The organism is Halorussus halobius (assembly GCF_004765805.1).
Lineage (GTDB): Archaea > Halobacteriota > Halobacteria > Halobacteriales > Haladaptataceae > Halorussus > Halorussus halobius.
The window spans coordinates 134,599-156,966 of the sequence record NZ_SBIU01000003.1 but is presented as its reverse complement, the minus strand read 5'-3'; the positions used below and the strand labels follow the sequence as shown (position 1 = coordinate 156,966).

25 protein-coding genes and 1 pseudogene are annotated in these 22,368 nt (G+C 69.5%); 17 read left to right on the top strand and 9 right to left on the bottom strand.

All coding sequences use genetic code 11. From position 1 onward, the window contains the following. Positions 1 to 7 precede the first annotated feature (7 nt). The 5 genes and pseudogenes from EPL03_RS07490 (at position 8) to EPL03_RS19885 (ending at position 2,683) form a co-directional block, all read left to right on the top strand. Positions 8 to 367 carry a DUF7410 domain-containing protein gene (locus tag EPL03_RS07490; protein ID WP_244605220.1) on the top strand — a complete coding sequence of 120 codons (360 nt, stop codon included), beginning with the start codon at positions 8 to 10 and terminating at the stop codon, positions 365 to 367. Positions 368 to 420: 53 nt separating this feature from the next. Then, on the top strand, positions 421 to 969 hold the full coding sequence (locus EPL03_RS07485) for a tRNA (cytidine(56)-2'-O)-methyltransferase (protein ID WP_135828731.1): 549 nt from the start codon (positions 421 to 423) through the stop codon (positions 967 to 969). Between the two features lie 18 nt (positions 970 to 987). Then, positions 988 to 1,395 carry a hypothetical protein gene (locus EPL03_RS19890; protein WP_168216209.1) on the top strand — a complete coding sequence of 136 codons (408 nt, stop codon included), beginning with the start codon at positions 988 to 990 and terminating at the stop codon, positions 1,393 to 1,395. 163 nt (positions 1,396 to 1,558) lie between these two features. Further along, positions 1,559 to 1,819, top strand: a pseudogene (locus EPL03_RS07480) (SDR family oxidoreductase); the annotation flags it as partial. A 33-nt stretch (positions 1,820 to 1,852) separates the two neighbouring features. Further along, complete coding sequence (locus tag EPL03_RS19885; RefSeq protein WP_168216208.1) at positions 1,853 to 2,683, top strand: hypothetical protein; 831 nt, start codon at positions 1,853 to 1,855, stop codon at positions 2,681 to 2,683. Here the strand turns inward: EPL03_RS19885 and EPL03_RS07470 are convergent. Continuing rightward, entirely contained in the window at positions 2,644 to 3,225 is a 582-nt protein-coding gene (locus EPL03_RS07470; protein WP_135828730.1) for a hypothetical protein, read from the bottom strand. The genes EPL03_RS19885 and EPL03_RS07470 overlap by 40 nt on opposite strands. Before the next feature lie 205 nt (positions 3,226 to 3,430). Here EPL03_RS07470 and EPL03_RS07465 point away from each other — a divergent pair, with 205 nt between their 5' ends. The 7 genes from EPL03_RS07465 to EPL03_RS07435 all read left to right on the top strand — a co-directional run bounded on the left by EPL03_RS07465 (position 3,431) and on the right by EPL03_RS07435 (position 11,149). Next, positions 3,431 to 4,774, top strand: coding sequence for a sodium-dependent transporter (locus EPL03_RS07465; RefSeq protein ID WP_135828729.1), 1,344 nt, complete (start codon positions 3,431 to 3,433; stop codon positions 4,772 to 4,774). Positions 4,775 to 4,880: 106 nt separating this feature from the next. Beyond that, positions 4,881 to 5,906, top strand: a complete 1,026-nt coding sequence (locus EPL03_RS20310; RefSeq protein ID WP_210424934.1) for a hypothetical protein — start codon at positions 4,881 to 4,883, stop codon at positions 5,904 to 5,906. A 95-nt stretch (positions 5,907 to 6,001) separates the two neighbouring features. Further along, positions 6,002 to 7,336, top strand: coding sequence for a sodium-dependent transporter (locus EPL03_RS07455; protein WP_135828728.1), 1,335 nt, complete (start codon positions 6,002 to 6,004; stop codon positions 7,334 to 7,336). Positions 7,337 to 7,464: 128 nt separating this feature from the next. Next, positions 7,465 to 7,980: a DUF21 domain-containing protein gene (locus EPL03_RS07450; RefSeq protein WP_135828727.1), complete on the top strand. Its 516-nt coding sequence runs from the start codon at positions 7,465 to 7,467 to the stop codon at positions 7,978 to 7,980. Between the two features lie 97 nt (positions 7,981 to 8,077). Then, positions 8,078 to 9,622, top strand: a complete 1,545-nt coding sequence (locus tag EPL03_RS07445; protein WP_135829524.1) for an acyl-CoA carboxylase subunit beta — start codon at positions 8,078 to 8,080, stop codon at positions 9,620 to 9,622. A gap of 1 nt (position 9,623) precedes the next feature. Next, on the top strand, positions 9,624 to 9,965 hold the full coding sequence (locus tag EPL03_RS07440) for a hypothetical protein (protein WP_135828726.1): 342 nt from the start codon (positions 9,624 to 9,626) through the stop codon (positions 9,963 to 9,965). Positions 9,966 to 10,069: 104 nt separating this feature from the next. Further along, entirely contained in the window at positions 10,070 to 11,149 is a 1,080-nt protein-coding gene (locus tag EPL03_RS07435) for a S1C family serine protease (RefSeq protein WP_135828725.1), read from the top strand. Between the two features lie 63 nt (positions 11,150 to 11,212). On the opposite strand, the gene EPL03_RS07430 is transcribed toward EPL03_RS07435, so the two are convergent. Beyond that, positions 11,213 to 12,061: a class I SAM-dependent methyltransferase gene (locus EPL03_RS07430; RefSeq protein ID WP_135828724.1), complete on the bottom strand. Its 849-nt coding sequence runs from the start codon at positions 12,059 to 12,061 to the stop codon at positions 11,213 to 11,215. A gap of 109 nt (positions 12,062 to 12,170) precedes the next feature. Next, positions 12,171 to 13,544: a cytochrome P450 gene (locus tag EPL03_RS07425; protein WP_135828723.1), complete on the bottom strand. Its 1,374-nt coding sequence runs from the start codon at positions 13,542 to 13,544 to the stop codon at positions 12,171 to 12,173. A gap of 84 nt (positions 13,545 to 13,628) precedes the next feature. On the opposite strand from EPL03_RS07425, the gene EPL03_RS07420 reads away from it, so the two are divergent. The 4 genes from EPL03_RS07420 to EPL03_RS07410 all read left to right on the top strand — a co-directional run bounded on the left by EPL03_RS07420 (position 13,629) and on the right by EPL03_RS07410 (position 17,766). Beyond that, positions 13,629 to 14,288: a helix-turn-helix domain-containing protein gene (locus EPL03_RS07420; protein ID WP_244605219.1), complete on the top strand. Its 660-nt coding sequence runs from the start codon at positions 13,629 to 13,631 to the stop codon at positions 14,286 to 14,288. A gap of 158 nt (positions 14,289 to 14,446) precedes the next feature. Continuing rightward, positions 14,447 to 16,300, top strand: a complete 1,854-nt coding sequence (locus EPL03_RS07415; RefSeq protein ID WP_135828722.1) for an acetyl-CoA carboxylase biotin carboxylase subunit — start codon at positions 14,447 to 14,449, stop codon at positions 16,298 to 16,300. A 314-nt stretch (positions 16,301 to 16,614) separates the two neighbouring features. Continuing rightward, a complete protein-coding gene (locus EPL03_RS20625) occupies positions 16,615 to 16,743 on the top strand; it encodes a hypothetical protein (protein WP_280178836.1) in 129 nt (42 codons plus the stop codon). A 45-nt stretch (positions 16,744 to 16,788) separates the two neighbouring features. Next, the gene (locus tag EPL03_RS07410) at positions 16,789 to 17,766 is read left to right on the top strand and encodes a biotin--[acetyl-CoA-carboxylase] ligase (RefSeq protein WP_135828721.1); all 978 of its coding nucleotides are present in this window, start codon (positions 16,789 to 16,791) and stop codon (positions 17,764 to 17,766) included. Between the two features lie 13 nt (positions 17,767 to 17,779). Here the strand turns inward: EPL03_RS07410 and EPL03_RS07405 are convergent, their stop codons facing one another. Both EPL03_RS07405 and EPL03_RS07400 read right to left on the bottom strand, forming a co-directional pair. After that, the gene (locus tag EPL03_RS07405) at positions 17,780 to 18,271 is read right to left on the bottom strand and encodes a universal stress protein (RefSeq protein ID WP_135828720.1); all 492 of its coding nucleotides are present in this window, start codon (positions 18,269 to 18,271) and stop codon (positions 17,780 to 17,782) included. A 231-nt stretch (positions 18,272 to 18,502) separates the two neighbouring features. Continuing rightward, positions 18,503 to 19,132 (bottom strand): VOC family protein, encoded by a 630-nt coding sequence (locus EPL03_RS07400; RefSeq protein ID WP_135828719.1) that lies wholly within the window; start codon positions 19,130 to 19,132, stop codon positions 18,503 to 18,505. A 126-nt stretch (positions 19,133 to 19,258) separates the two neighbouring features. Between EPL03_RS07400 and EPL03_RS07395 the strand changes: the two genes are divergently transcribed. Beyond that, positions 19,259 to 19,726, top strand: a complete 468-nt coding sequence (locus EPL03_RS07395; RefSeq protein ID WP_135828718.1) for a CBS domain-containing protein — start codon at positions 19,259 to 19,261, stop codon at positions 19,724 to 19,726. Between the two features lie 99 nt (positions 19,727 to 19,825). On the opposite strand, the gene EPL03_RS07390 is transcribed toward EPL03_RS07395, so the two are convergent. From EPL03_RS07390 to EPL03_RS07375, 4 genes are all read right to left on the bottom strand, one after another. Then, entirely contained in the window at positions 19,826 to 20,149 is a 324-nt protein-coding gene (locus EPL03_RS07390) for a DUF5615 family PIN-like protein (RefSeq protein WP_135828717.1), read from the bottom strand. Beyond that, positions 20,146 to 20,418: a DUF433 domain-containing protein gene (locus EPL03_RS07385; protein WP_135828716.1), complete on the bottom strand. Its 273-nt coding sequence runs from the start codon at positions 20,416 to 20,418 to the stop codon at positions 20,146 to 20,148. Before EPL03_RS07385 ends, EPL03_RS07390 begins: the two co-directional genes overlap by 4 nt. Before the next feature lie 81 nt (positions 20,419 to 20,499). Next, on the bottom strand, positions 20,500 to 21,666 hold the full coding sequence (locus tag EPL03_RS07380; protein WP_135828715.1) for a cystathionine gamma-synthase: 1,167 nt from the start codon (positions 21,664 to 21,666) through the stop codon (positions 20,500 to 20,502). 76 nt (positions 21,667 to 21,742) lie between these two features. Then, positions 21,743 to 22,303, bottom strand: coding sequence for a metal-dependent hydrolase (locus EPL03_RS07375; RefSeq protein WP_135828714.1), 561 nt, complete (start codon positions 22,301 to 22,303; stop codon positions 21,743 to 21,745). Positions 22,304 to 22,368 lie beyond the last annotated feature (65 nt).

Below are 22,368 nucleotides of genomic sequence, written 5' to 3'. Positions count from 1 at the left end.
CGTCACCATGACCGACTCCGACACCACCGACCGTCCCGAACGCGCAGCCTACGAGACGCGAGTCCCCCCCGGCGAGTCGCCCGCCGCGTGTCCGTACTGTGGCCGCCCGCTGGAGAGCGACCGACTGCTGGTGCTCCACGAGGGGCTCGACCACTGGGAGCGACTCGACGACGACCGCCGCGAGGCGTTCCGCGAGACCTACGCGGGCGAGACCGACGACCTCCGGACGTTCCGGCTCAAGATGCTGGGCCTGCTCGTGGTGCTGTACTTCGCGTTCCTGTTCGTCTACTCGTACGTGCTCGAGGACCCGTACAGCTCCACGAACGCCGCGCTGGTGGTGTTCGGGCTGTTGTCGCGCTCGCGGTGACGACTCGGCACCGTTCCGAAACCCCCTAACCCCCGCGCCGCCGAGTGGCGACCATGCAAGGCGAACCCGAGGTCGCGGTCCTGCGGCTCGGCCACCGGCCCGGCCGCGACGAGCGCATGACGACCCACGTCGGGCTGACCGCGCGGGCGCTTGGGGCCGATCGCGCAATCTTGGGCGGGGACGCCGGCAAGTCCGAGGACACCGTCGCGGACATCACCGACCGGTTCGGCGGCCCGTTCGCGGTCGAGCGCACCGACAGTCCCCGAGCAATCGTCCGCGAGTGGGACGGCCGGGTCGTCCACCTCACGATGTACGGCGAGCGCGTCCAGCACGTGATCGGCGAGGTTCGAGACGCCCACGCCGAGGCCGGCGAGCCGCTGCTGGTCGTGGTCGGCTCCCAGAAGGTGCCGTTCGACGTGTACGAGGCCGCCGACTGGAACGTCGGCGTCACCAACCAGCCCCACTCGGAGGTGGCGGGGCTCGCGGTGTTCCTGGACCGGCTGTTCGAGGGCCGGGAACTCGACCGCGAGTGGGTCGACGCCGACCGGACCGTGATTCCGGAGGCGACGGGCAAGACGGTGGTTCCGACCGACGAGGAGTGAGTCGGTGGTGAGTTTGCGGTGGCGGATGCGGTTGCTGTTGCGGTGGCGGATGCGGTTGCTGTTGCGGTCGCAGTTGCGGTTGCTGTTGCGGTCGCAGTTGCGGTTCTCATAGGCTCAAGCGTGACTCGCTGTGCCGTTGCTGTCGTGGTTGCGGTGGCGGTTGTGGTTGCAGTGGCGGCTGCGGTTGCTGTTGCGGTGGCGGCTGCGGTTGCTGTTGCAGTGGCGGCTGGGGTTGCTGTTGCGGTGGCGGCTGGGGTCCTCACAGGCTCAAGCATCGCTCGCCGCGCTGTCGCGGTAGCGAATGCGGTCACCGTCCCGGACGCGGTCGCGGTCCCGGACGCGGTCACCGTCCCGGAGACGGTCGCGGTCGCTTTCCACATTGTGATTCGAACCCGAACGCTAGCTACTGCCGAGACCGATGAGTGACCGTACCCGAACCCGAACCCGCACCTGCATCCGCACCTGCATCCGCACCGCGACCGCGAGCCTCACGCCGCCCCAGCTTCGGCGAGCGCATAAACGCGCTCGCCTCCACCGTGGGAGGCGAGCTCTGACGAGCCCTCGTTCGCATCGGCTCACGAGGACACCGGCAGACGGTCCCTACCGGGCGTCGAAGGCGGGCGTGCGCCTGCTGACCGAGACCATCGTCGAGGAGGAGACGGGCGCGGTGCGGGCCAACGCGGTCATGCCCAGCGTCATCGACACGCCCGCCAACCGCGAGCTGATGCCCGACGCCGACCACGACTCGTGGGTCGACCCAGCCGACATCGTAGAGACCGTGCTGGCGCTGTGTTCGGACGCCGCCTCGGTCACCAGCGGCGCGGCGGTGCCGGTGTACGGCGAGGCCTGAGGGTTTATCACGTCCCCGTGGATTGGCCGAGATATGCGCCGTCGAGTCGCGCTGGCCGTCCTCCTCGCGTCGCTGAGCGTCGCCGGGGTCGTCGGCGTCCACCTCGCCCGCCCGAGCGCCGGCGACGCCCACGAGGTCGCGTTCTCCGAGCCGCCCGACGAGGTGGCCTACGACGCGCTCGCACAGCTCGACGACCGCGACTACGCCGTCGAGTGGCGGGTCCCGACGGCGTCGGACGGCGAGGCCGAGTCGAACGACGAGGCGGGCGCGAGCGACGGCTCCGACGACTATCGGGTGTTCCTCCGGGTCACCGTCGAGGGGTCGGAGAACCGACTGCTCGCGCGTCCGAGTTCGGGACCGCTCACCTTCGCAACCGACCACTGTAGCTGGACCGTGCGGACGGACGACGCCGCCGACGGGCGACCCGACGAGACGAACGACCGCCGGCCCGACCGATGTAGCTTCTCCGGGGCGCAGTCGCCGGCCCCCTTCTACGGCGTCCACGCTAACTGGAGTGCGGTCCGGGACGCGAACGTGACCGTCGTCCGCGAGAACGCCAGCGCGGTCGTCCTGCGCGTGAACGACACCGGCGCGGCGTACGCCATCACGACGGGAGCCGACCTGTCGGAGACGGCACGCGAGGACGGCCTTCGGGCGAACCTCACCCTCGTCGTCGACCGGGACGCCGGCCACCTCCGGCGGCTCGAATGCGGTATCTCGCATCTGTCGGGCGAGGACTCGGACCGAACCCGCGAGTACGGTCGGACGGTCTACGCGTTCTCCGAGTGGGGTGACGCGAGCGTCGACCGTCCCGACTGGGCGGGCTACTCGCTCGCGGAGTTCCTGCTCGACGCGACCCGGTGAGCCGCCCGGCCGACGCCGGACGAGAGCAGGTAGAGCCACGCCACTTCGAGCGCGCTCGCGGCCAACAGCCCGACGGCGAGCGCGACGAACAGCGGGACGCCGCCCGCGTGCATCGACTCGACGCCGGTCAGCAGCGCGAACGGCGGAACGAGCGCGAGCGCGAACGGGTAGTACGGGAGCGCGAGCGCGAGCCAGACCGCCGGGTCGGCGGTCAGTTGCCCCGCGAACAGAGGTCTAGCCGCCGCGAGCGCGACCCCGACCACGGGAACCAGCGCCGCCAGCGTCCGGGTCGGCGGGTCGAACAGCACGCGACCCAACCGGGCGTCGAGCGCGCGGTCGATGGCTGGCGAGAGGAGCGCGAGCGCGAGCGCCGCGAACGCTCCGGCGACCGCCAGCGCGAGCGCGAACGCGCCGAGCGTCAGCGGCAAGCCGGTCCCGTAACAGCTCTCACAGCCGGTCCGGGCGTGCCAGTCGAGGGCCCCGACCGCCGGGAGCGCGACCGTCAGGAAGAACGGCAGGCCGCGACGGAACGATTCGCGCATCTCGTCGGAGACCTCTCGGCGGTGTCGGAAGAAGCTGTCGCCCGGCGGTGACGCGGCGTTTCCGGTCGTCGTCCGACCCCGGCTCGTTCCCGAACGCCGGGCGTCGGCTCGCCCGCGAAATATTCTCGAATCGGCACCGGTAAAATTGACTGCCCTCCGTCGAATCGGTTCCCTTTTCACGTCCGGTCGCTACCCACTGTCACACATGACGGAGCGAGAGACGTGGGCGACGAGGCTCGGGTTCATCCTCGCCGCCGTGGGCAGTGCAGTGGGGTTAGGTAACATCTGGCAGTTCCCGTTCAAGACCGCCACCAACGGCGGGTCGGCGTTCGTGTTCGTCTACCTGCTCGCGGCGGTCCTCATCGGCCTGCCGGCGATTCTGGCCGAGTTCGTCGTCGGACGCCGGGCCAAGCGCAACGCGGTCGAGGCGTTCGAGCGACTGAACCGCCCGCACTGGACGGTCGTGGGCGCGCTCGGGCTGTTCATCGGGATGTGGATACTGTCGTACTACAGCGTCGTGGGCGGGTGGGTCATCCGGTACGTGTTCGGCAGCGCGACGGGCGCGTACTTCGGAGCGCCCGCCGACTACTTCGGCGCGGTCTCGGCGGGTCTCGACGCGGTCGCGCTCCACGGCGTCTTCATGCTGCTTACGGCTGCTATCGTCGCGTTCGGCGTCGAGGACGGCATCGAGCGCGCGACCAAGCTGATGGTGCCCAGCATCCTCCTCATCCTCGTCGGGCTGGCGATGTACGCCGCGACCCTGCCCGGCGTGGCCGACGCCTACGCGTTCTACCTCGCGCCCGACTTCGAGTACCTGTTCGCCAACCCCGGCGACGTGATTCCGTTCGCGGTGAGCCAGGCGTTCTTCTCGCTGTCGCTGGGCATGGGCGCGATGATAACCTACTCGTCGTACATCGACGGCGACGAGAGCCTGGTCTCGGACGGCGGCACCATCGTCGTGTTGAACACGCTGGTCGGCCTGCTCGCCGGCCTCGTGGTGATTCCGCTGTTGTTCGCCCATCAGGGCGGCGTCTCGGAGACGGCGGCCGGCGGGGGCGCGAGCGCGCTGTTCGTCGCGGTCGCCTCGGCGTTCGCGGACCTCGGCGCGGCGGGCCGGGCGGTCGGGGTCGTGTTCTTCCTCGTGGTGCTGGTCGCGGCGCTCTCGTCGGCCATCAGCCTGCTCGAAGTCGTCACCTCCTACGTCGTGGACCGCTACGGCGTCGACCGGAAGGCGACCGCGTTCGGCCTCGGCGGCGGGCTGTTCCTCGTCGGGACGCTCTCGGCGGGCGACACCGCGTGGCTCACGTGGTTCGACACCGTGGCCTATCAGGTCCTCCTCCCCGTCTCGGTGCTGCTGGGCGTCGTCTTCGTCGGGTGGGCGCTCGGTCCCGTCGCCGTCGAGGAGCTTCGGAAAGGGAGCGGCGGCCTCCCGCGCGCCGCCCCGGCGTGGCTCTGGATGCTCCGCACCTTCGTCCTCCTCGGCGTGCTGGGGACGCTCGTGCTGGGCGCGAACACGCTCTACGAGATGCCGGCGGTCCCGTGGGTGTAGGACGGAAGTAGTTGGGAACTGTCACCGACTGGGCGATTCCGACAGCAGGAAGCAATTTTCCAGCTATCAGAATAGTATAAGTCACCGACATCCGACAGCCGGATACATGAAGCGAACTGCGTTGCTGGTCGCGCTCGTCGTGGCGTCGGTCGCGGTTCCGCAACCGGCGGTGGCACAGGAGGTTCCCGACCGATGCGACCGGACCGAGATACGCTCGCCGGGGTCGTACTCGGGGTCGCTCACGCCGAGCGACACCGACGCGCTGGCGTTCGACGTGCCCAACGGCGAGGGGATAACCGTCACGCTGTCGTTCACGGGGTCGTCGTCCGACTCCGAACTCCGGGTGTTCAGCCTGAACCGGTCGGTCGTCCAGAAGGGCCACGAGGACCGCGAACCGAACGAGTACATCGGCGTCTTCAACGACTGGGCTAACTCGGCCCGCAACGACTCGATGACCATCAGCGACCCCGCGCACTTCCACAGCCAGGACGCGACGATACGCGGCCTCGACCGGGAACTCGATTCCTCCGAGGACCACGAGGAACTCGGCGAAATGGGGTCGAGCGCCGACTATCCGGTCCTGCCGTACGACACCGGGGAGATGTTCGCCGTGGACAACTACAACGACTTCAGCGCCAACCCCTCGGCCGAGTTCTACAGCGACCTCCATCGGGCCGAAACCGGTGACAATCGGTTCCACGTCTACTCGAACACCGACGAGCCGACCTGCCTCCAGCTACAGACCGTCGGCGAGCAGCCGGGCGAGTGGTCGCTAACCATCGAGCGCGGCACGGATAGTTTGGCCACCGAGGCGACCACGGCCGCGACGACGCAGGCCGCCACCGGATCGAGCGACACCGCAACGTCGGCCACCACCGCCGGGTCCGACTCGACCGCCCAGTCGAATCAGGCCACCGAGTCCGGCCCCTCCGACCCGACCACCTCGGGACTGCAGGACAGCGACGGCGACGGCGTCGTCGACTCCGAGGACTACGCCCCGCGCGATCCCGACGTTCAGGAGAAGAGCGACCTCGAAGACGACAGCGCCGTCCCCGTCCCCGGTTTCGGCGCGCCGGCGACACTCCTCGCGGTCGCGCTCGCCGCGCTCGTCGCGCTTCGCGGCCGGAACTGAACGACGGCAAATCGTCGGCCGACCCTCGGGGACCGCAAAACTCGCCGCCCGCCGGTTCGAAACGCTCTTTGGGACCGGTTGGCGATTGTCTCGAAATGACACGCGAATCGTGGGGCACGCGGGTCGGGTTCATCCTCGCGGCGGTCGGGAGCGCGGTCGGGCTGGGCAACCTCTGGCGCTTCCCGTGGATGACCGCCGAGAACGGCGGGAGCGCGTTTCTGGTGGTGTATCTCGGGGTCGTCCTGCTGGTGGGCGTTCCGGGCCTGGTCGCGGAGTTCGTCATCGGGCGACGCTCCGAGCGCAACCCGGCGGGCGCGCTCTACCGGCTCTCCTCGGGGTCCAAGTCGTGGGGCGCGGTCGGGCTGTTCGGCGTCGTGACCGCAATCGCCATGCTGTCGTTCTACAGCGTCGTGGGCGGGTGGATTCTCCGGTACTTCTTCGCCAGCTTCACGGGGTCGTACTTCGGCTCGGCTGGCGCGTACTTCGATGCCATCGGGTTCGGACTCCCGGCCGCCGGGTTTCACGTCGCCTTCCTCGGGGTGACCGCGCTGGTGGTCCTCGGCGGCGTCCGGGACGGCATCGAGCGCGCGACCACGCTGATGATGCCCGCAATCGTCGTCCTGCTGGTCGCGCTGGCCGGGTGGGCGGTCACGCGCTCGGGCGCCGGACCGGGGCTGTCGTTCTATCTGGACTTCGACGCGGCCTACCTCCGGGCCAACTTCCTCGACGTGCTGGGCGCGGCCGCCGGGCAGGCGCTGTTCACCCTCTCGCTGGGCGTGGGCACCATGATAACCTACGCCTCGTATCTGGGCGAGGACCACGACCTCGCGTTCGACGGGAGCGTCATCGCGGTGCTCAACACCGCCATCGGCGTCCTCGCGGGACTGGTCGTCTTTCCGCTGTTGTTCGCGACGGTCGGCGGGGTGTCGGGAGCGGCGGCCGAGGGCGGGCCGGGCGCGCTGTTCGTCGGCCTCGCGGGCGCGTTCTCCGAACTCCCGCTCGGGCGAGTCCTCGCAGTCGCCTTCTTCGGCGTGGTGGCGCTCGCGGCGCTGTCGTCGGCCATCAGCATTCTGGAGATTCCGGTCGCGTATCTGGTGGACGAACACGGAATCGAGCGCCGGACCGCCACCGGCGCGCTCGCCGGACTCGTCTTGGTCACCGGGAGCGCGAACGCGCTCTCGCCCGGCCTGTTCACCGTGGTCTCGGGGCCGCTGGTCGACCTGATGTTGACCGCCGGGCTGGTCGGGTTCCTGCTGTTCGTCGGCTGGGTGCTCGGGTCGGACGCGCTCGCGGAGTACTCGACCGGCGCGGGCCGGTACGTTCGGTCGGTCGGGCCGGCGTGGCTCTGGTCGGTCCGGACGATTCTGCCGCTGTTCTTGCTGGCGACGCTCGTGGCCAACCTGCTGGCGCTGGCGGGCGTGACGTTCTGAGCGAGTCGCCCCGTGACCTTCGGCGGTCGCGAGCCGGCCGCTCCGAATCCAGCAGACTCGCGGTTAGTCCCGTCGCTCGCGCCGACGCGCGGCGACGATTTCTTGGCCGTCCTCGCCGAACGACGGGCATGGCAAGTCCGACAGTTACGGTAGCCGGGGTCGCGGCGACTCTCGTTCTGCTCGCCTGTAGCGCGTTCTTCTCCAGTTCCGAGACGGCGATGTTCTCGCTCCCGAAGGCGTGGGTCGACGAGCAGGCGACCACCGGCGACGACCGAGCGCGCGTGCTGAAGGAACTCCACGACGACCCCCACCGGCTGCTCGTGACGCTGTTGGTCGGGAACAACGTGGTGAACGTGATGATATCGAGCATCGTGACCGTCCTCGTCGCGGGATACCTCTCGGCGGGTCCCACGGTCGTCGTGACGACGGCGGTCACCAGCGTCCTCGTGTTGATATTCGGCGAGATAGTGCCGAAGGCGTTCGGACTCGGCAACGCCGAGGAGTGGTCGCTGACCGTGGCGTCGCCGATTCGGCTGGTCGAGCGCACGCTCTCCCCGCTGGTTACGCTGTTCGACGGCGTCACCCGGCGCATGAGCGCGCTCGTCAGCGTCGACCGCGGCATCGAGAAACCGTACACGGACTGAGCGGGCGGCGTTCGCCCCACCCCTTTTAGCAACGTTTTTCCGGTCCCTCGCCCTCACCTCGGCCAATGAGAGGCCATCGGAGGGACCCCGAATGACGATGGACGACAAGATAGAGGAACTCCGGGAGCTCCGCGAGGAGGCGCTGAAGGGCGGCGGCGAGGACCGCATCGAGGCCCAGCACGAGAAGGGCAAGATGACCGCGCGCGAGCGCATCGACTACTTCCTCGACGACGGCACCTTCAACGAGTTCGACCAGCTCCGGACCCACCGGAGCCACAACTTCGGGATGGAGGACAAACAGGTCAAAGGCGACGGCGTGGTCACGGGCTACGGCGAGGTCAACGGCCGGAAGACGTTCGTGTTCGCCCACGACTTCACCGTGTTCGGCGGGTCGCTCGGCGAGGTGTTCGCCGAGAAGGTCTGCAAGGTGATGGACAGGGCGATGGAGGTAGGCGCGCCCGTAATCGGGCTGAACGACTCGGCCGGTGCCCGGATTCAGGAGGGCGTCGCCTCGCTGGCGGGCTACGCCGAGATATTCCGGCGCAACACCGAGGCCAGCGGCGTCATCCCCCAGGTTTCGGCCATCATGGGGCCGTGCGCGGGCGGCGCGGTCTACTCGCCCGCCATCACGGACTTCGTGTTCATGGTCGAGGACACCAGCCACATGTTCATCACCGGCCCGGACGTCATCGAGACGGTCACGGGCGAGCAGGTCAGCTTCGAGGAGCTGGGCGGCGCGAAGACCCACGAGTCGACCTCCGGCGTGGCGCACTTCTCGGAGTCCGACGAGAAGGAGGCGCTCGACGACATCCGCCGCCTGCTGTCGTACGTCCCGCAGAACAACGTCGAGGACCCGCCCCGCGTCGAGCCGTACGACGACCCCGAGCGCCGCGACGACGAACTCACCTCGGTCGTGCCCGACGAACCCCGCAAGCCCTACGACATGAATCGGGTCATCGACGGCGTGGTCGACGAGGATTCGTTCTTCGAGGTCCAGGAGGGCTACGCCAAGAACATCGTCGTCGGCTTCGCGCGCCTCGACGGCCGGTCGGTCGGCATCGTCGCCAACCAGCCCCGCGTCAACGCCGGCACGCTCGACATCGAGTCCTCCCAGAAGGGCGCGCGCTTCGTCCGCTTCTGTGACTCCTTTAACGTCCCCATCCTGACGTTCGTGGACGTGCCGGGCTTCATGCCCGGCACCGACCAGGAACACGGCGGCATCATCCGCCACGGCGCGAAACTGCTGTACGCCTACTCCGAGGCGACCGTCCCGCTGATGACGGTCATCACCCGGAAGGCGTACGGCGGGGCCTACGACGTGATGGCGTCGAAACACATCGGCGCGGACGTCAACTACGCGTGGCCCACCGCCGAAATCGCGGTGATGGGGCCGAAGGGCGCGGTCAACATCCTCTACGACGACGAACTCGACGCGGCCGAGGACACCGAGGCCCGCCGCGAGGAACTCATCGAGGAGTACCGCGAGGAGTTCGCCAACCCGTACACGGCGGCCGACCGTGGCTTCGTCGACGACGTGCTGGAACCGCCCGAGACCCGGCCGCGGCTGATAGACGACCTGGAGATGCTGTCGAGCAAGCGCGACGAACAGCCCGACAAGAAACACGGCAACATCCCGCTCTGACATGGCCAAATCCCACACCGACGCCCGGGCGGAGACGGAGGCCGACGGGGAGTCGGCCGCCGGTGGGGCCGCGAGCGGCGAGTCGCCGCTCGCCGACGCGGCCCTCGACGTGCCCGCCGACGCGACCGACCAGGAGGCCGCTGCCATCGCGGCCGCCGTGCGCGCGCACCTCCGGGCGCAGGCGGCCGCCGCGGCAGCCGACGAGAGCGAGGCGGAATCGTGGGACGGCAAACGGTGGTCGTTCGCCGGCCGCCTCCGGGGGTTGCAGGGCCGCACCGGTCGGGTCCCGACTAGCGCGCCGACCGACGCGTGGGCCGCCTCGGGACGGGCCGACCGCTTCTGACCGGCGCGAGGGTTCCGGCCGACGACGGTCGAGGCCCGCGCGCGGCCGGACGCTTTCCCGCGTCGGACAAGATATACGGGCGTACAGTCCCAACCCGCAGTAAGATGTCAGACTCGACGCTCGACCGTCGCCGATTCCTCGCACTCGGCGGGACCGCAGTCGCTGCTGGACTCGCCGGGTGCGGCGCATCAGCGCCCGCCCAGGACGCGACTACCTCGGACTCGCCGCCGACGACCGAGGCCCCGGAGTCGGCCCCGAGCGAGTACACCGAACTGTACCGGAACGCCGTCGACTCGGTCGTCATGGTCCGGGCCGCCCAGGGACAGGGGACCGGGTTCGTGTTCGACGACTCGCACGTCGTCACGAACGACCACGTCGTCGGTTCCGCGTCGTCGGTCGACGTCCGGTTCAGCGAGGGGCAGTGGAGCGAGGCCGAGGTCGTCGGTACCGACCCGCACAGCGACCTCGCGGCCATCGCGGTCGAGGACGTCCCCGCCTCGGCGACCCCGCTTCCGTTCATCGAGGGCGAACCCACCATCGGACAGGAGGTGGCCGCCATCGGCAACCCGTACAACCTGAACGGCTCGCTGACCACGGGCGTCGTCAGCGGGACCGACCGGTCGATTCCGGCCCAGACCGGCTACCGGATTCCGGACGCGGTCCAGACCGACGCGGCCGTCAACCCGGGCAACAGCGGCGGCCCGCTGATGTCGCTCGACGGCCGGGTCGTCGCGGTCATCAACTCCGGGGGCGGGGACAACATCGCGTTCGGCATCTCGGCCGCGCTCACCCAGCGGGTCGTCCCGGCACTGATCGAGACCGGCGACTACGACCACGCCTACGTCGGCGTCTCGTTCACCAACGTCACGCCGACCGTGGCCGAGGCGAACGACCTCGACGAGGCTCGGGGGCTGTTGGTGACCAACGTCGTCTCGGGCGGCCCCAGCGAGGGCGTGCTCCAGGGCAGCGAGACGGAACTAATCGAGGGCGCTCGCATGCCGGTCGGGGGCGACGTGTTGCTGACCATCGGCGGCACCGAACTCACCACCACCGAGGACCTCGGGAGCTACCTCTCGTTGCAGGCCGCGCCGGGCGAGACGGTCGAACTCACCATCCTTCGGGACGGGAGCCGGCGGACCGTCGACATCGAACTCGGGAGCCGTCCGGAGAACCCCGCTCCGTAGCCACGCCGTCGATTCGGACGGGTCCGGAGCCGGGCGGGCCCGCGCCGGCACCGCGTCGGCGACTCACGCTCGACAGACCGCCAGCATGTGCTCGGAGCAGTCCACGGCGGTCCGGTCCTCCCGGAGCAGTCGGACGACCGCGTGCACGTCGTCGAGCGCCGCCTCGTCGGCGTCGGCCAGTTCGCGTTTCATCCGGCTGGCCACGTTCTCCAGTCCGACCAGCGTCTCGACCGTCAGCCCCGCGTCCGTCAGTTCGGCCTCGAACTCGTCGGCCCGGAAGCCGTGACACTCAGCCCAGCCCTCGCCGTCGGCGAGTTCCTCGACGCGGGCCTGGGTGTAGTCGCCGTCCTCGGCGACGGGAACGAGCAGGCCGTGGGAGTCCTCGACGACGAACTTGAGGATGTCCCGGAGCATCGCCAGCCGGCCGATGACCGAGACGAAGACGGGTGCATCGGGCCGAGCGACCCGCCGGAGTTCGGCCATCGCGGTCGCGCGCTCGGCGTCGTCGACGACGTGGCTCAGCGGCCCGCCGAGACAGCAGACCGCGTCGAACTCGTCGGTCCCGAAGTCGAGGTCGCGCACGTCGCCTTGCCGGGCCGTGACCCGGTCGGCGACGCCGCGAGCGGCGGCGTTCTCCCGGGCGAGGTCGACCTGCGTGGCAGAGAGGTCGACCAGCGTCACCTCGTAGCCGCGCTCGGCCAGCCAGCAGGCGTACCGGCCCGCCGCACCGCCCACGTCGAGGACGCGCACGGGGACCGACGACTCGGGGTCCGACGCCGTCTCGGGGAGGTGGTCGTCGAGGTAGTCGGTGGTGTTCTCGAACTCCATCCGGGTCACGGGGTCGCGGTCCAGCCGCTCCCACTCGTCCTCGCCGAACTCGTCGTAGTAGTTTCGGGGGTCCATGTCGGTCATCGTAACCGACGGTTCCGGCGACTCGAGAATAAGCGTTACTGCGGTGTGGTATCACACCACATAGAGACGCGCCCGCGAAGGCCCGGGCGGGCCGGCGTCGACCCGGGATTCAGCGGGGCTCGACCCGCATCTCCATGGGCTGGTCGGGTCGGAGCGTCGCGGCCATGGTGAGGTCGGGGTCGCCATCGTAGGTCGGCTCGAAGGCGAGTTCGCGGGCCAGCGTCGCCAAGACGAGCTTGAGTTCGGTTCTGGCAAAGCGCATCCCGATGCAGTGGCGCGGGCCACCCCCGAAGGGGAAGTAGGCGTACTCCGGAAGCTCGGCCCGGAACTCGTCCGTCCAGCGCTCCGGTCGGAACGCGTCGGGGTCGTCGTAGAACCGCTCGTCGCGGTGAATCTTGAACACGGGCAGCGTGACGTTGGTCCCCTCCCGGACGCGGTACGGGCCGAGCCGGACGTCCTCGGTCGGCTCGCGGAAGATGACGTAGGCGGGCGGATACAGCCGCAGGGCCTCCGTGACGACCCGGTCGGTGTAGTCGAGGTCGGGCAGGTCGGCCATCGTCGCGCGTCGGTCGCCCAGAACGTCGTCGAGTTCGGTCCGGAGCCGCGCGGCGGCGTCGGGGTTGCGACCGAGCAGGTGCCACGCGTAGGTGAGCGCCAGCGACGTCGTCTCGTGGCCCGCGAACAGGAACGTCACCATCTGGTCGCGGACCGCGTCCTCGGACATCGTGGTGCCGTCCGGCCCCTCGGCGTGGAGCAGCAGGGCCAGCAGGTCGTCGTGCTCGCCGGCGGCGTCCCTGCGGTCGTCGACGAGGTCGTCGACCAGTTGCTCGAACGCCGTCATCGCGCGCCGGAACCGGCGGTTCTTCGGCGTCGGCACCCAGTCGGGCACGAACGCCGACGCGCCGCCGGCGTCGCCCCGGTCGTTGAGCGCCTCGGTGGCTTCGCGGACGACCGCCCTGCGGTCGGCGACGTCGACGTCGAGCAGCGACTTCGCCAGAATCCGGAGGGTGAGTTCCGACATCGCCTCGCCGACGTCGACGATGTTTTCGGCCGCCCCGGCTTCGCTCGCGAGGTCCTCGGCGGTCCGCTCGGCGTACTCGACCATCGCGTCGGCGTACTGCTGGATTCGGTCGGGCGTGAACGCGGGCTGGATTCGGACGCGCTGGTCGCGCCACACCTCGCCCTCGGTCAGCAGCAGGCCCTGCTCGGCGAACCCGGCGGCCGCCTGCCGGAACGCCTGGGCCTTCACGTAGCGCTCGTTCTCCTCGACCAGAATCCGCTGGACGTACTCGGGCTCGAACACCGTGCAGAACTCGTCGCCCGCGATGCTGTAGCACACCGCGTCGCCCGTCGAATCGAGCCGGTCGTAGAACGCGAACGGGTCGCGGGCGAACGCCACGGTGTTGCCGACCAGCGGCCAGCCGTCGAGCCGCGGCGGGTCGCGCGCGCCGGACGCGTCGTTCGTGTGAGTGGCTTCGCTCATGTGTCGTCCTTCCGGGCGCGCGTCGATGGAACTTCTGCCGACCTTCCTAGGTTCTTTAAGTACTTCGGTCCGATAGCCTCGGGCGTGAACTACCTCACGCTCACGCTGGACCAACCGCGAGCCAGCAGGCACCCCATGCAGAACTTCGTCGCCGACGCCGACGCGGTCGAGCGCGAGGAACTGCTGGCGTGGAACCTGCTCCACGGCGAGGACGTCGAGTACGCGCTGTTCTACGTCGAGGGCGACCTCGACCCCTACCGGGACGCCATCTCGGGCGTCGAGTCGGTCGCGTCGTTCACGCTGACGCCCATCGACGACCGGTCGTTCTACGCCTACGTCCGGCAGGTGTCCCGCGACTCGGACCGCAACTTCCGGGCCGCGTTCGCCGACCGCCACCTGCTCGTGGTCCCGCCCATCGAGTACACCGGCGAGGGCGACATGCGATTTACCGTCGTCGGCGGGTCAGACGACCTGCAGGCGCTGCTCGACGACTTCCCCGAGGCGATTACCGCGACCGTCGAGGAGATCGGCGAGTACGACCGCCGCCACGGCACGGTCGCGGGGTCGCTGACCGACCGCCAGTTCGAGGCCGCCTCGGTCGCGGCCCAACTTGGCTACTACGAGGTGCCGAAGGACGCGGGCCTGTCCCGCGTGGCCGACCGACTCGACTGCGCCGAGAGTACCGCCTCGACCCTCCTTCGGACGGCCGAGGCGAAGGTGATGGGTCGCGTGGTCGGGGCGTAGTCCGAGCGTCCGGGATTCCACCCCATCAGACGGCCTCGCAGACGATGGCGTTTCCGCCGTTCCGTCGACCGCTCCACCATCGCGCGTGGACGAACGGTCGTCTCGGCCGTCCCGAACCGATAGAATGAGGTGACCGACCCGTATATTTGCCGCCAAGAATGTTCGACAAGGTGCTGGTCGCCAACCGTGGCGAGATCGCGGTCCGCGTGATGCGAGCCTGCGAGGAACTCGGCGTCGACACCGTGGCGGTGTACAGCGAGGCCGACAAGGACTCGGGCCACGTCCGGTACGCCGACGAGGCGTACAACGTCGGGCCGGCCCGAGCGGCCGACTCGTACCTCGACCACGACGCGGTCGTCGAGGCCGCCAAGAAGGCCGACGCAGACGCCATCCACCCCGGCTACGGCTTCCTCGCGGAGAACGCCGAGTTCGCGGGCACAGTCGAGGACACCGACGGCGTGACGTGGGTCGGCCCCTCGGCCGACGCGATGGAGCAACTCGGCGAGAAGACCCACGCCCGCAAGACGATGCGGGAGGCCGACGTCCCCATCGTGCCCGGCACGACCGACCCGGTCGAGGACCCGGCGGAGGTCACCGAGTTCGGCGACGAACACGGCTACCCCGTCGCCATCAAGGCCGAGGGCGGCGGCGGCGGTCGCGGGATGAAGGTCGTCCGGAGCGCCGAGGAGGCCGACGACCAGCTCGAATCCGCCCAGCGCGAGGGCGAGGCGTACTTCGACAACGACAACGTGTATCTGGAGCGGTACCTCGAAAACCCCCGCCACATCGAGGTCCAGATCGTCGCCGACGAGCGCGGCAACGTCCGCCACCTCGGCGAGCGGGACTGCTCGCTCCAGCGTCGCCACCAGAAGGTCATCGAGGAAGGCCCCTCGCCCGCGCTGACCGACGAGTTGCGCGAACAGATCGCCGAGGCCGCCCGCCGGGGCGCGGACGCGGCTGGCTACACCAACGCCGGCACGTTCGAGTTCCTCGTCGAGGAGGACCCCGACCGCGAGGACGGCGAACTCCTCGGCCCGGAGGCCGACTTCTACTTCCTCGAAGTCAACACCCGGATTCAGGTCGAACACACCGTCACCGAGGAGCTGACCGGCATCGACATCGTGAAAGAACAGCTCCGGGTCGCGGCCGGCGAGGAGATAAGCTTCGACCAGTCCGAGGTCGAGTTGGAGGGCCACGCCATGGAGTTCCGCATCAACGCCGAGAACGCCGCCGAGGAGTTCGCACCCGCGACCGGCGGCCAGCTTTCGACCTACGACCCGCCGGGCGGCATCGGCGTCCGTGTCGACGACGCGCTCCGGCAGGGCGACGACCTCGTGACCGACTACGACTCGATGGTGGCGAAGCTCATCGTCGACGGGAGCGACCGCACCGAGTGTATCGCCCGGTCGAAGCGCGCGCTGGCCGAGTACGACGTCGAGGGCATCCCGACCATCGTCCCGTTCCATCGGCTGATGCTCACCGACGAGGCGTTCGTCTCGGGCACCCACACCACGAAGTACCTCGACGAACACCTCGACCCCGAGCGCATCGACGAGGCCCAGGAAAAGTGGGGCACCGACGCTGGCGGGGCCGGCGCGGCCGACGACGAGGAGGTCGTCGAGCGCGAGTTCACGGTCGAGGTCAACGGCAAGCGCTTCGACGTGAACCTCGAAGAGCGCGGCGCGGCCGCGATTCCGGCGGCCGGCGACGCGGGCGGGAGTTCGGGCGGCGAGAAACCCCAGCCGGCTGGCGGCGGGGGCGGCGACAGCGACGGCGGCAGTTCCGCCGCCCAGGCCGAGGGCGAGAGCGTCACCGCCGAGATGCAGGGCACCATCCTCGACGTGAACGTCTCGGAGGGCGACGAGGTGGCCGCCGGCGACGTGGTCTGCGTCCTCGAAGCGATGAAGATGGAGAACGACGTGGTGGCCTCGCGGGGCGGCACCGTGACGCAGGTCGCGGTCGGCGAGGGCGACAGCGTCGACATGGGCGACGTGCTGGTCGTCGTGGAGTAGCGCCGTCCGACGCTCGACACGCTCCGTTCTCGGACCGCCGGACGCTGCAGCGAGAAGACATTTTTCGGGCGGTCGGTCGACTCGATGGTCGAGCCTCCCGCCGCCGCGTCCTCGCGCTGGCCGACACCGCGACGGTTCCGCTCGCCGGCTGCCTCGGCGACTCCGCCGACCCGAACGGCGGGGACTCGTCGGGAGCCGGCCGGTCGGCCCCGCCCGAGTACGACTGTGCTGCCGCCGTTGCTCGCGTCCGATACACCTACGTCGAGACCGTTCGGGAACCCGGCGCAACCGCGGTGTTCGGGGGCTCGCCGACCGTGTTCGCGTCGTATTACGTCGACGAGTCGGTCCTCGTCCGCGCGGCCCGGACCGGTCGCCCCGACGACGATGACGCGCTCGACCCCGACCCGTGGGCGACGAGCGAGCCGGTGGACTGTTTCGCGTGAGCCCGGAAGCAAGCGATTCTTGTCTCCGTGGCCTCTAGCTCGACCATGAACGACACGCGCCGGAACGTCCTGCGTGCGCTCGCGGACGGACCGGTCGCCGGTCCCGACCTCGCGGACGACCTCGGCGTCTCGCGCAACGCGGTGTGGAAACACGTCGAGGCGCTCCGCGAGGCCGGGTTCGAGATAGCGAGCACCGACGCGGGCTACGCGCTCGACGGCGTCCCGGAGTACGGCGGCCCCGCGGTCGAGTTCGGCCTCGACGCGCCGTTCTCGGTCGAGCACCACGACGCCGTCGCGAGCACGAACGACCGAGCCCGACAACTCGCTCGCGAGGGGGCCGCCGACGTGGCGGTGCTGGCCGACGAGCAGACCGGCGGCCGGGGTCGGCTCGACCGCGAGTGGTCGTCGCCGCCGGGCGGCGTCTGGCTGAGCCTGGTGCTCCGACCCGACCTGCCGCCGGCTCACGCGCCCGCGCTCACGCTCGCGGCGGCGGTCGCCGTCACGGACGCCGCGCGCGAGGCCGGCGTCCCCGCGGAGATAACGTGGCCCAACGACGTGCTGGTGACCGAGCCGAGCGAGCGCTCGGACGACGGGCGGGGCGACGCCGCGGCGGGCGACCGTGGCGGCCGAAAGCTCGCGGGCGTCCTGACCGAGATGGAGGGCGAGGCCGACCGCGTCTCGTGGGTCGTCGTGGGCGTCGGCGTCAACGCCAACGTCGCGGCCGACGCCCTCCCGCCGGACGCGACCAGCGTCGCCGAACAGGTGGGGCGGGTCGACCGCCGGGCGTTCGTTCAGCGCGTGCTCGAGCGGTTCGACGAACTGCGGGGCGACCCCGAAGCGGCGCTCGCGGCGTGGCGCGAGCGCTCGGCCACGCTGGGCCGGCGCGTCCGGGTGGCGACGCCGAGCGGTGCGGTAGTCGGCGAGGCCGTGGACGTGGCGTTCCCCGGCGCGCTCGTCGTCGAGACCGACGACGGACGCGAGCGGGTCCACGCCGGCGACTGCGAGCACTTGCGACCGGCCTGACCCGCTCGCTCGACTACTCGACTGCGACCTGTTCGCCGTCAGAGCCGTCGTCGACGCCCTCGGCGTCGTTCTCGTCGCCGACCTGTACCGTGAGCACGGGGACCGAACACGCCCTGACCACGCCCTCGGTCACGCTCCCGAGCAGCAGGCGGTCGATGCCGCCCCGGCCGTGCGTGCCCATCACGACGAGGTCGCAGTCCTCGCTCTCGGCGAACTCCACGATGCGCTTGCTCGGCGAGCCCTCCAGCAGGTGCGTGGTCACGGCGACGCCGTGGTCGGCCGCGACCGACTCGACCCGCGACAGCGCCGACTCGCCCTCCTCGCGGAGCACGTCGTCGACGTTCTCCCACGAGGTCTCCATCGGCAGCCCCGCGAACGACGCCGAGTTGACCACGTACACCGCGCGGAGGTCCGCGCCGTGGGTGGCCGCCAGGTCGGCGGCGTGCGCGACCGCGCGCTCGGTCTCCGGGGAGCCGTCGGTCGGCACGAGAATCCGGTCGTACATTCGTTCGAGAGGTGATAGCACGCCACGGGGCTTAACTGTTTGCAGGGGAGCCGAGCCGGATTCCGATGGACGGGGTGTCGACTCCTCGGACCGAGCGGACCCGCGATGGACGTCGGTGTGGGCTACGCCGCCGCGACCGGGCGACGGCGGTCGAGGCCCGACTCGAAGACGCGCCAGCCGAGCGCCCCGCCGCGAACGGCGACGAGTCGCGGAGGCGACGCGACCGCCTGCTCAGACGCCCGCGCCGGTCGGCGCGTCGGGGAGTTCGTACTTCTCGGCGTCGATGCCCAACTCCTCCAGCGCGGCGTCGACGTGGCGCTCCTCGGCGAAGTCGACGCCCTCCTCCTCGCGGAGCCGCTGGGCCGTCGCCAGCACCTCGCCCCGACGGTCGTCGGGAATCGACCACTTGTCCGTCGAGAGTTCGATTGTCAGCCCGTTGTGGTCGCGGGTGTACAGCGAGTGGAAGATGCCGCGGTCGAACTCGTTGTAGCCGTGGCCGATGTCGTCGAGGCTCTCCTTTATCTCGACGAACCGCTCGGGCGCGATGCTGAAGGAGATGTGGTGGACCGCGCCGATGCCGGTGCGCTGGGGTCGAGGGTCCGAGTCGCGGTCCTCGTTCACGAAGAACGTGACGATGCGGCCGTCGCCCGAGTCGAAAAAGAGGTGGGTCTGAGACGGGTCGTCGAGGTTGGGCTGGCGAAGGACGAGAGGCATTCCGAGCACGTCCCGGTAGAACTCGATGGTGTCCTCGGCGTTGCTCCCGATGAGCGTGATGTGGTCGGTGCCGGTGGTGTGGAGCGCGCTGTCGGGCAGGTCGGCGGTGATCTCGTAGTCGTCGGCGGGTCGTCGCTGGTCGGACATGGACGTCGGTAGGTGGCGAGCGCTAATAGGCTTCAGGTAACATCGGTGTCACCCGGACGGGCCCTCGTTCTCACCGCCGAGACCCCGACGTAGTTTTTTTGTACGTGCCGGGACGCACGTGAGAGCATGCAGGTACGAGACCTGATGACCGAGCGGGTCATCGCCATCGAACACGACGCGACCCTGAGACAGGCGGCGAGCCGGATGCTGGATTACGACGTCGGAAGCATCGTCGTCGTGCAGGCGGGGTCGCCGGTGGGGCTCGTGACCCAGTCGGACGTGCTGGAGGCGGGCGTGGTGACCGACGAACCGTTCGACCGGGTCGCCGTCACGGACGTCATGAGCCACCCCGTGGTGACGGTCGACCCGACGACGACGGTAGAGAGGGCCGTCGAACTCATGGACGAACACGGGGTGAAACACCTGCCGGTGGACACGGAGGCCGACCTCCACGGCATGGTCACGAGCAGCGACGTCGTCCGGAACCACGGCGAACTGGTCGAGGAGGTCCGAGCCATCGAGCGCCAGGCCGACGACCATCGGGGCACCGAAGCCCACCGAGAACTCGACGACGCGACCCGCCAGCCGCGTTGAGCTACGCCAGCGACCGCTCGATGGCCTGCCGGAGGTCCGATTTGTGGTCCTCGACGTGTTCGATACCGACGCTCGTTCGATTCGAGGCCGAACTCCCGATCAGACCCATCCGTCGGGGACGTGCAAGACGGCATCTGCCAGTTCTTCAGTCGAGAACTGTCGTTCGATGTGGCGAACCGCGTTGGCGACGTCCCGTGCGGGCGTCGTCTGATGCGCGAGGAAGAGAACCCCCGGATGGGAATCGAAGTCGAAGAAGTCGTCGTCGTTCGTGAGGAGTACGCGGCGCTCGGCCCGGCAGTAGTCCACTATTTTACCGTCCTCGATTCCGAGTTCGACGTCCTGCACTCGAACGACGGGGTGGCCTTCCTGCGCGAGAAGGTTCGTGATGGACGTTTTGATGTTCTCGTCCGCGAGAAGCTTCATGCGTACTTCGGCGACGGCTGTTCGTCTTCGCTCTCCTCGATGCGTGCTTTCCGACGCTCCCGCCAGTCTTCCATCTCGCCGACGTTGTCGTAGTAGTACGACAGCGCGAGGTGGACGTCGGCGAGCGCCACGTCGAACTCCGAGGACACCGTCTCCGGATTCATCCCCTCCTCGTTGACCCACTCGTAAATCTGGAGCACCGAGATTCGACGTCCGTCGATTCGGGGCTGACCGCCCATCACGCCGTCGGTCTTCACGATTCCGTCCATTATGGCTGTACGTTGTGCGTTTCGAGGTAAATAATTGCGGCCGGCTCGTTTCGACCGCTACGACTCGACATCCCGCGAGCCCTACCGAAGTCCCGCCTCGAACGCCTGCGCCAGGTCCGCCTGCAGGTCCTCGACGTGTTCGATTCCGACGCTCGCCCGAATCAGCCCGTCACGAAGCCCCGCCGCCTCGCGCTCCGCCTTCGGAATCGCGGCGTGGGTCATCGTCGCGGGTTGCTCGATGAGGCTCTCGACCCCGCCCAGACTCTCCGCGAGCGTGAAGACCTCCGTCTCGCTGACCACGTCGGCGGTCGCTTCGAGGCTCGCGTCGAGTTCGAAGCTGACCATCCCGCCGAAGTCGTCCATCTGCTCGGCCGCGAGGTCGTGGTCCGGGTGCGAGTCGAGTCCGGGGTAGTACACCCGGTTGACCGCGTCGTGGCCGTCGAGCCAGTCGGCGAGCGCGCGGGCGTTCTCGCAGTGGCGGTCCATCCGGACCGGGAGGGTCTTGGTCCCACGGAGGACGAGGAAACACTCGTGGGGACCGGGCGTCGCGCCCACGCTGTTCTGGTAGAAGCCGAACTCCTCGTCGAGGTCGGCGTCGTTCGTGACGAGCGCGCCGCCGACCACGTCGGAGTGGCCGCCCATGTACTTGGTGAGCGAGTGGGCCACCGCGTCCGCCCCGAGGTCCAGCGGGCGCTGGAGGTACGGCGTGGCGAAGGTGTTGTCCACGACCGACAGCGCGCCGTATTCGTCGGCGAGGTCGGTGGTGGCCGCGATGTCCACGACGTTGAGCAGGGGGTTCGTGGGCGTCTCGACCCAGACGAGTTCGGTCGCTTCGCGCATGGCGGCCTCGGTCTCGGCGAGGTCGGTCATGTCCACGAAGTCGAACTGGAGGTCGTACTTCTCGTAGACCTGCGTGAAGATGCGGTGGGTGCCGCCGTAGACGTCCTCGCTGGCGACGACGTGGTCGCCGGCTTCGAGCAGGTTGAGGACGGTGTTTATCGCGCCCATCCCGCTCGAGAAGGCGCGGCCGTACTCGCCGTTTTCGAGGTCGGCGACGTTGGCTTCGAGGTCGGTGCGCGTGGGGTTGCCGGTGCGGGAGTACTCGTACCCCCGGTGGTCGCCCGGCGCGTCCTGTTCGTAGGTGGAGTTGGCGTGGATGGGCGTCATCAGCGCCCCGGTCTCGGCGTCGGGGTCCTGTCCGGCGTGGATGGAGCGCGTCTCGAAGCGGAACCGCTCGTCGTCACTCATGGCCCGATCAACGGGCGGACCGAAGGTTACTCTTGTCCTTTCGGCGCACTCGACCGAGACCGCCGGCGATGTCGCGTCACTCCGACGTCGCGGTGGCTCTCCGGGAGTCCTGACTCGTCCGCTTCCAGAACCACGCGCCGACGGTGACGGCGACGCCGAGTATCAACAGCCCCCACGTCGCGACCCACGACTGGTACCAGAGCGCGTCCACGTACACTATCGGGCCCTTCACGAGCGGCCAGAGCGGTTCGATGCGGGTCGAGACGTCCGGAGCCGACAACATGTCCGCGAACAGGTGCGCGAGACCGGTGACCCACACCGCGATGACGCCCATCTCGTAGGCGTTTCTGACGCCCCGGTCCGAGAACCAGTCGGTCCGGTCGCCGATTTTCACGAACGCCCACCCGACGAGCGGCCCGAACACCATCGCCATCGCGGTGACCGCCAGCACCGTGTGGAAGATGCCGTGGTGATGGATGCCGGGAAGTGCCGAGAGGTAGAGGTCGACGTCGGGCAACATCCCGAACCAGAAGCCCACGCCGACGAAGGTTGCGGCGGTCTGTCGGTCCTCGACGAAGTACCACGCGGGGCCGAGCCATATCAGCGCCATCCCGAGATGTCCGAGTACGTCGACCATTGGGGGCCGTATGCCGGTCCCGCTGAAAGGGCTGATGGCAACCCCGGGGCGGCTACGCGAGCCCG

Excerpts from the sequence above, each read along its gene's own strand:
- EPL03_RS07490 (WP_244605220.1), top strand. The coding sequence starts at position 8 with ATGACCGACTCCGACACCACCGACCGTCCCGAACGCGCAGCCTACGAG.
- EPL03_RS07485 (WP_135828731.1), top strand. The coding sequence starts at position 421 with ATGCAAGGCGAACCCGAGGTCGCGGTCCTGCGGCTCGGCCACCGGCCC.
- EPL03_RS19885 (WP_168216208.1), top strand. The coding sequence starts at position 1,853 with ATGCGCCGTCGAGTCGCGCTGGCCGTCCTCCTCGCGTCGCTGAGCGTC.
- EPL03_RS07470 (WP_135828730.1), bottom strand. The coding sequence starts at position 3,225 with ATGCGCGAATCGTTCCGTCGCGGCCTGCCGTTCTTCCTGACGGTCGCG.
- EPL03_RS07465 (WP_135828729.1), top strand. The coding sequence starts at position 3,431 with ATGACGGAGCGAGAGACGTGGGCGACGAGGCTCGGGTTCATCCTCGCC.
- EPL03_RS20310 (WP_210424934.1), top strand. The coding sequence starts at position 4,881 with ATGAAGCGAACTGCGTTGCTGGTCGCGCTCGTCGTGGCGTCGGTCGCG.
- EPL03_RS07455 (WP_135828728.1), top strand. The coding sequence starts at position 6,002 with ATGACACGCGAATCGTGGGGCACGCGGGTCGGGTTCATCCTCGCGGCG.
- EPL03_RS07450 (WP_135828727.1), top strand. The coding sequence starts at position 7,465 with ATGGCAAGTCCGACAGTTACGGTAGCCGGGGTCGCGGCGACTCTCGTT.
- EPL03_RS07445 (WP_135829524.1), top strand. The coding sequence starts at position 8,078 with ATGGACGACAAGATAGAGGAACTCCGGGAGCTCCGCGAGGAGGCGCTG.
- EPL03_RS07440 (WP_135828726.1), top strand. The coding sequence starts at position 9,624 with ATGGCCAAATCCCACACCGACGCCCGGGCGGAGACGGAGGCCGACGGG.
- EPL03_RS07435 (WP_135828725.1), top strand. The coding sequence starts at position 10,070 with ATGTCAGACTCGACGCTCGACCGTCGCCGATTCCTCGCACTCGGCGGG.
- EPL03_RS07430 (WP_135828724.1), bottom strand. The coding sequence starts at position 12,061 with ATGACCGACATGGACCCCCGAAACTACTACGACGAGTTCGGCGAGGAC.
- EPL03_RS07425 (WP_135828723.1), bottom strand. The coding sequence starts at position 13,544 with ATGAGCGAAGCCACTCACACGAACGACGCGTCCGGCGCGCGCGACCCG.
- EPL03_RS07415 (WP_135828722.1), top strand. The coding sequence starts at position 14,447 with ATGTTCGACAAGGTGCTGGTCGCCAACCGTGGCGAGATCGCGGTCCGC.
- EPL03_RS07410 (WP_135828721.1), top strand. The coding sequence starts at position 16,789 with ATGAACGACACGCGCCGGAACGTCCTGCGTGCGCTCGCGGACGGACCG.
- EPL03_RS07405 (WP_135828720.1), bottom strand. The coding sequence starts at position 18,271 with ATGTACGACCGGATTCTCGTGCCGACCGACGGCTCCCCGGAGACCGAG.
- EPL03_RS07400 (WP_135828719.1), bottom strand. The coding sequence starts at position 19,132 with ATGTCCGACCAGCGACGACCCGCCGACGACTACGAGATCACCGCCGAC.
- EPL03_RS07395 (WP_135828718.1), top strand. The coding sequence starts at position 19,259 with ATGCAGGTACGAGACCTGATGACCGAGCGGGTCATCGCCATCGAACAC.
- EPL03_RS07390 (WP_135828717.1), bottom strand. The coding sequence starts at position 20,149 with ATGAAGCTTCTCGCGGACGAGAACATCAAAACGTCCATCACGAACCTT.
- EPL03_RS07385 (WP_135828716.1), bottom strand. The coding sequence starts at position 20,418 with ATGGACGGAATCGTGAAGACCGACGGCGTGATGGGCGGTCAGCCCCGA.
- EPL03_RS07380 (WP_135828715.1), bottom strand. The coding sequence starts at position 21,666 with ATGAGTGACGACGAGCGGTTCCGCTTCGAGACGCGCTCCATCCACGCC.
- EPL03_RS07375 (WP_135828714.1), bottom strand. The coding sequence starts at position 22,303 with ATGGTCGACGTACTCGGACATCTCGGGATGGCGCTGATATGGCTCGGC.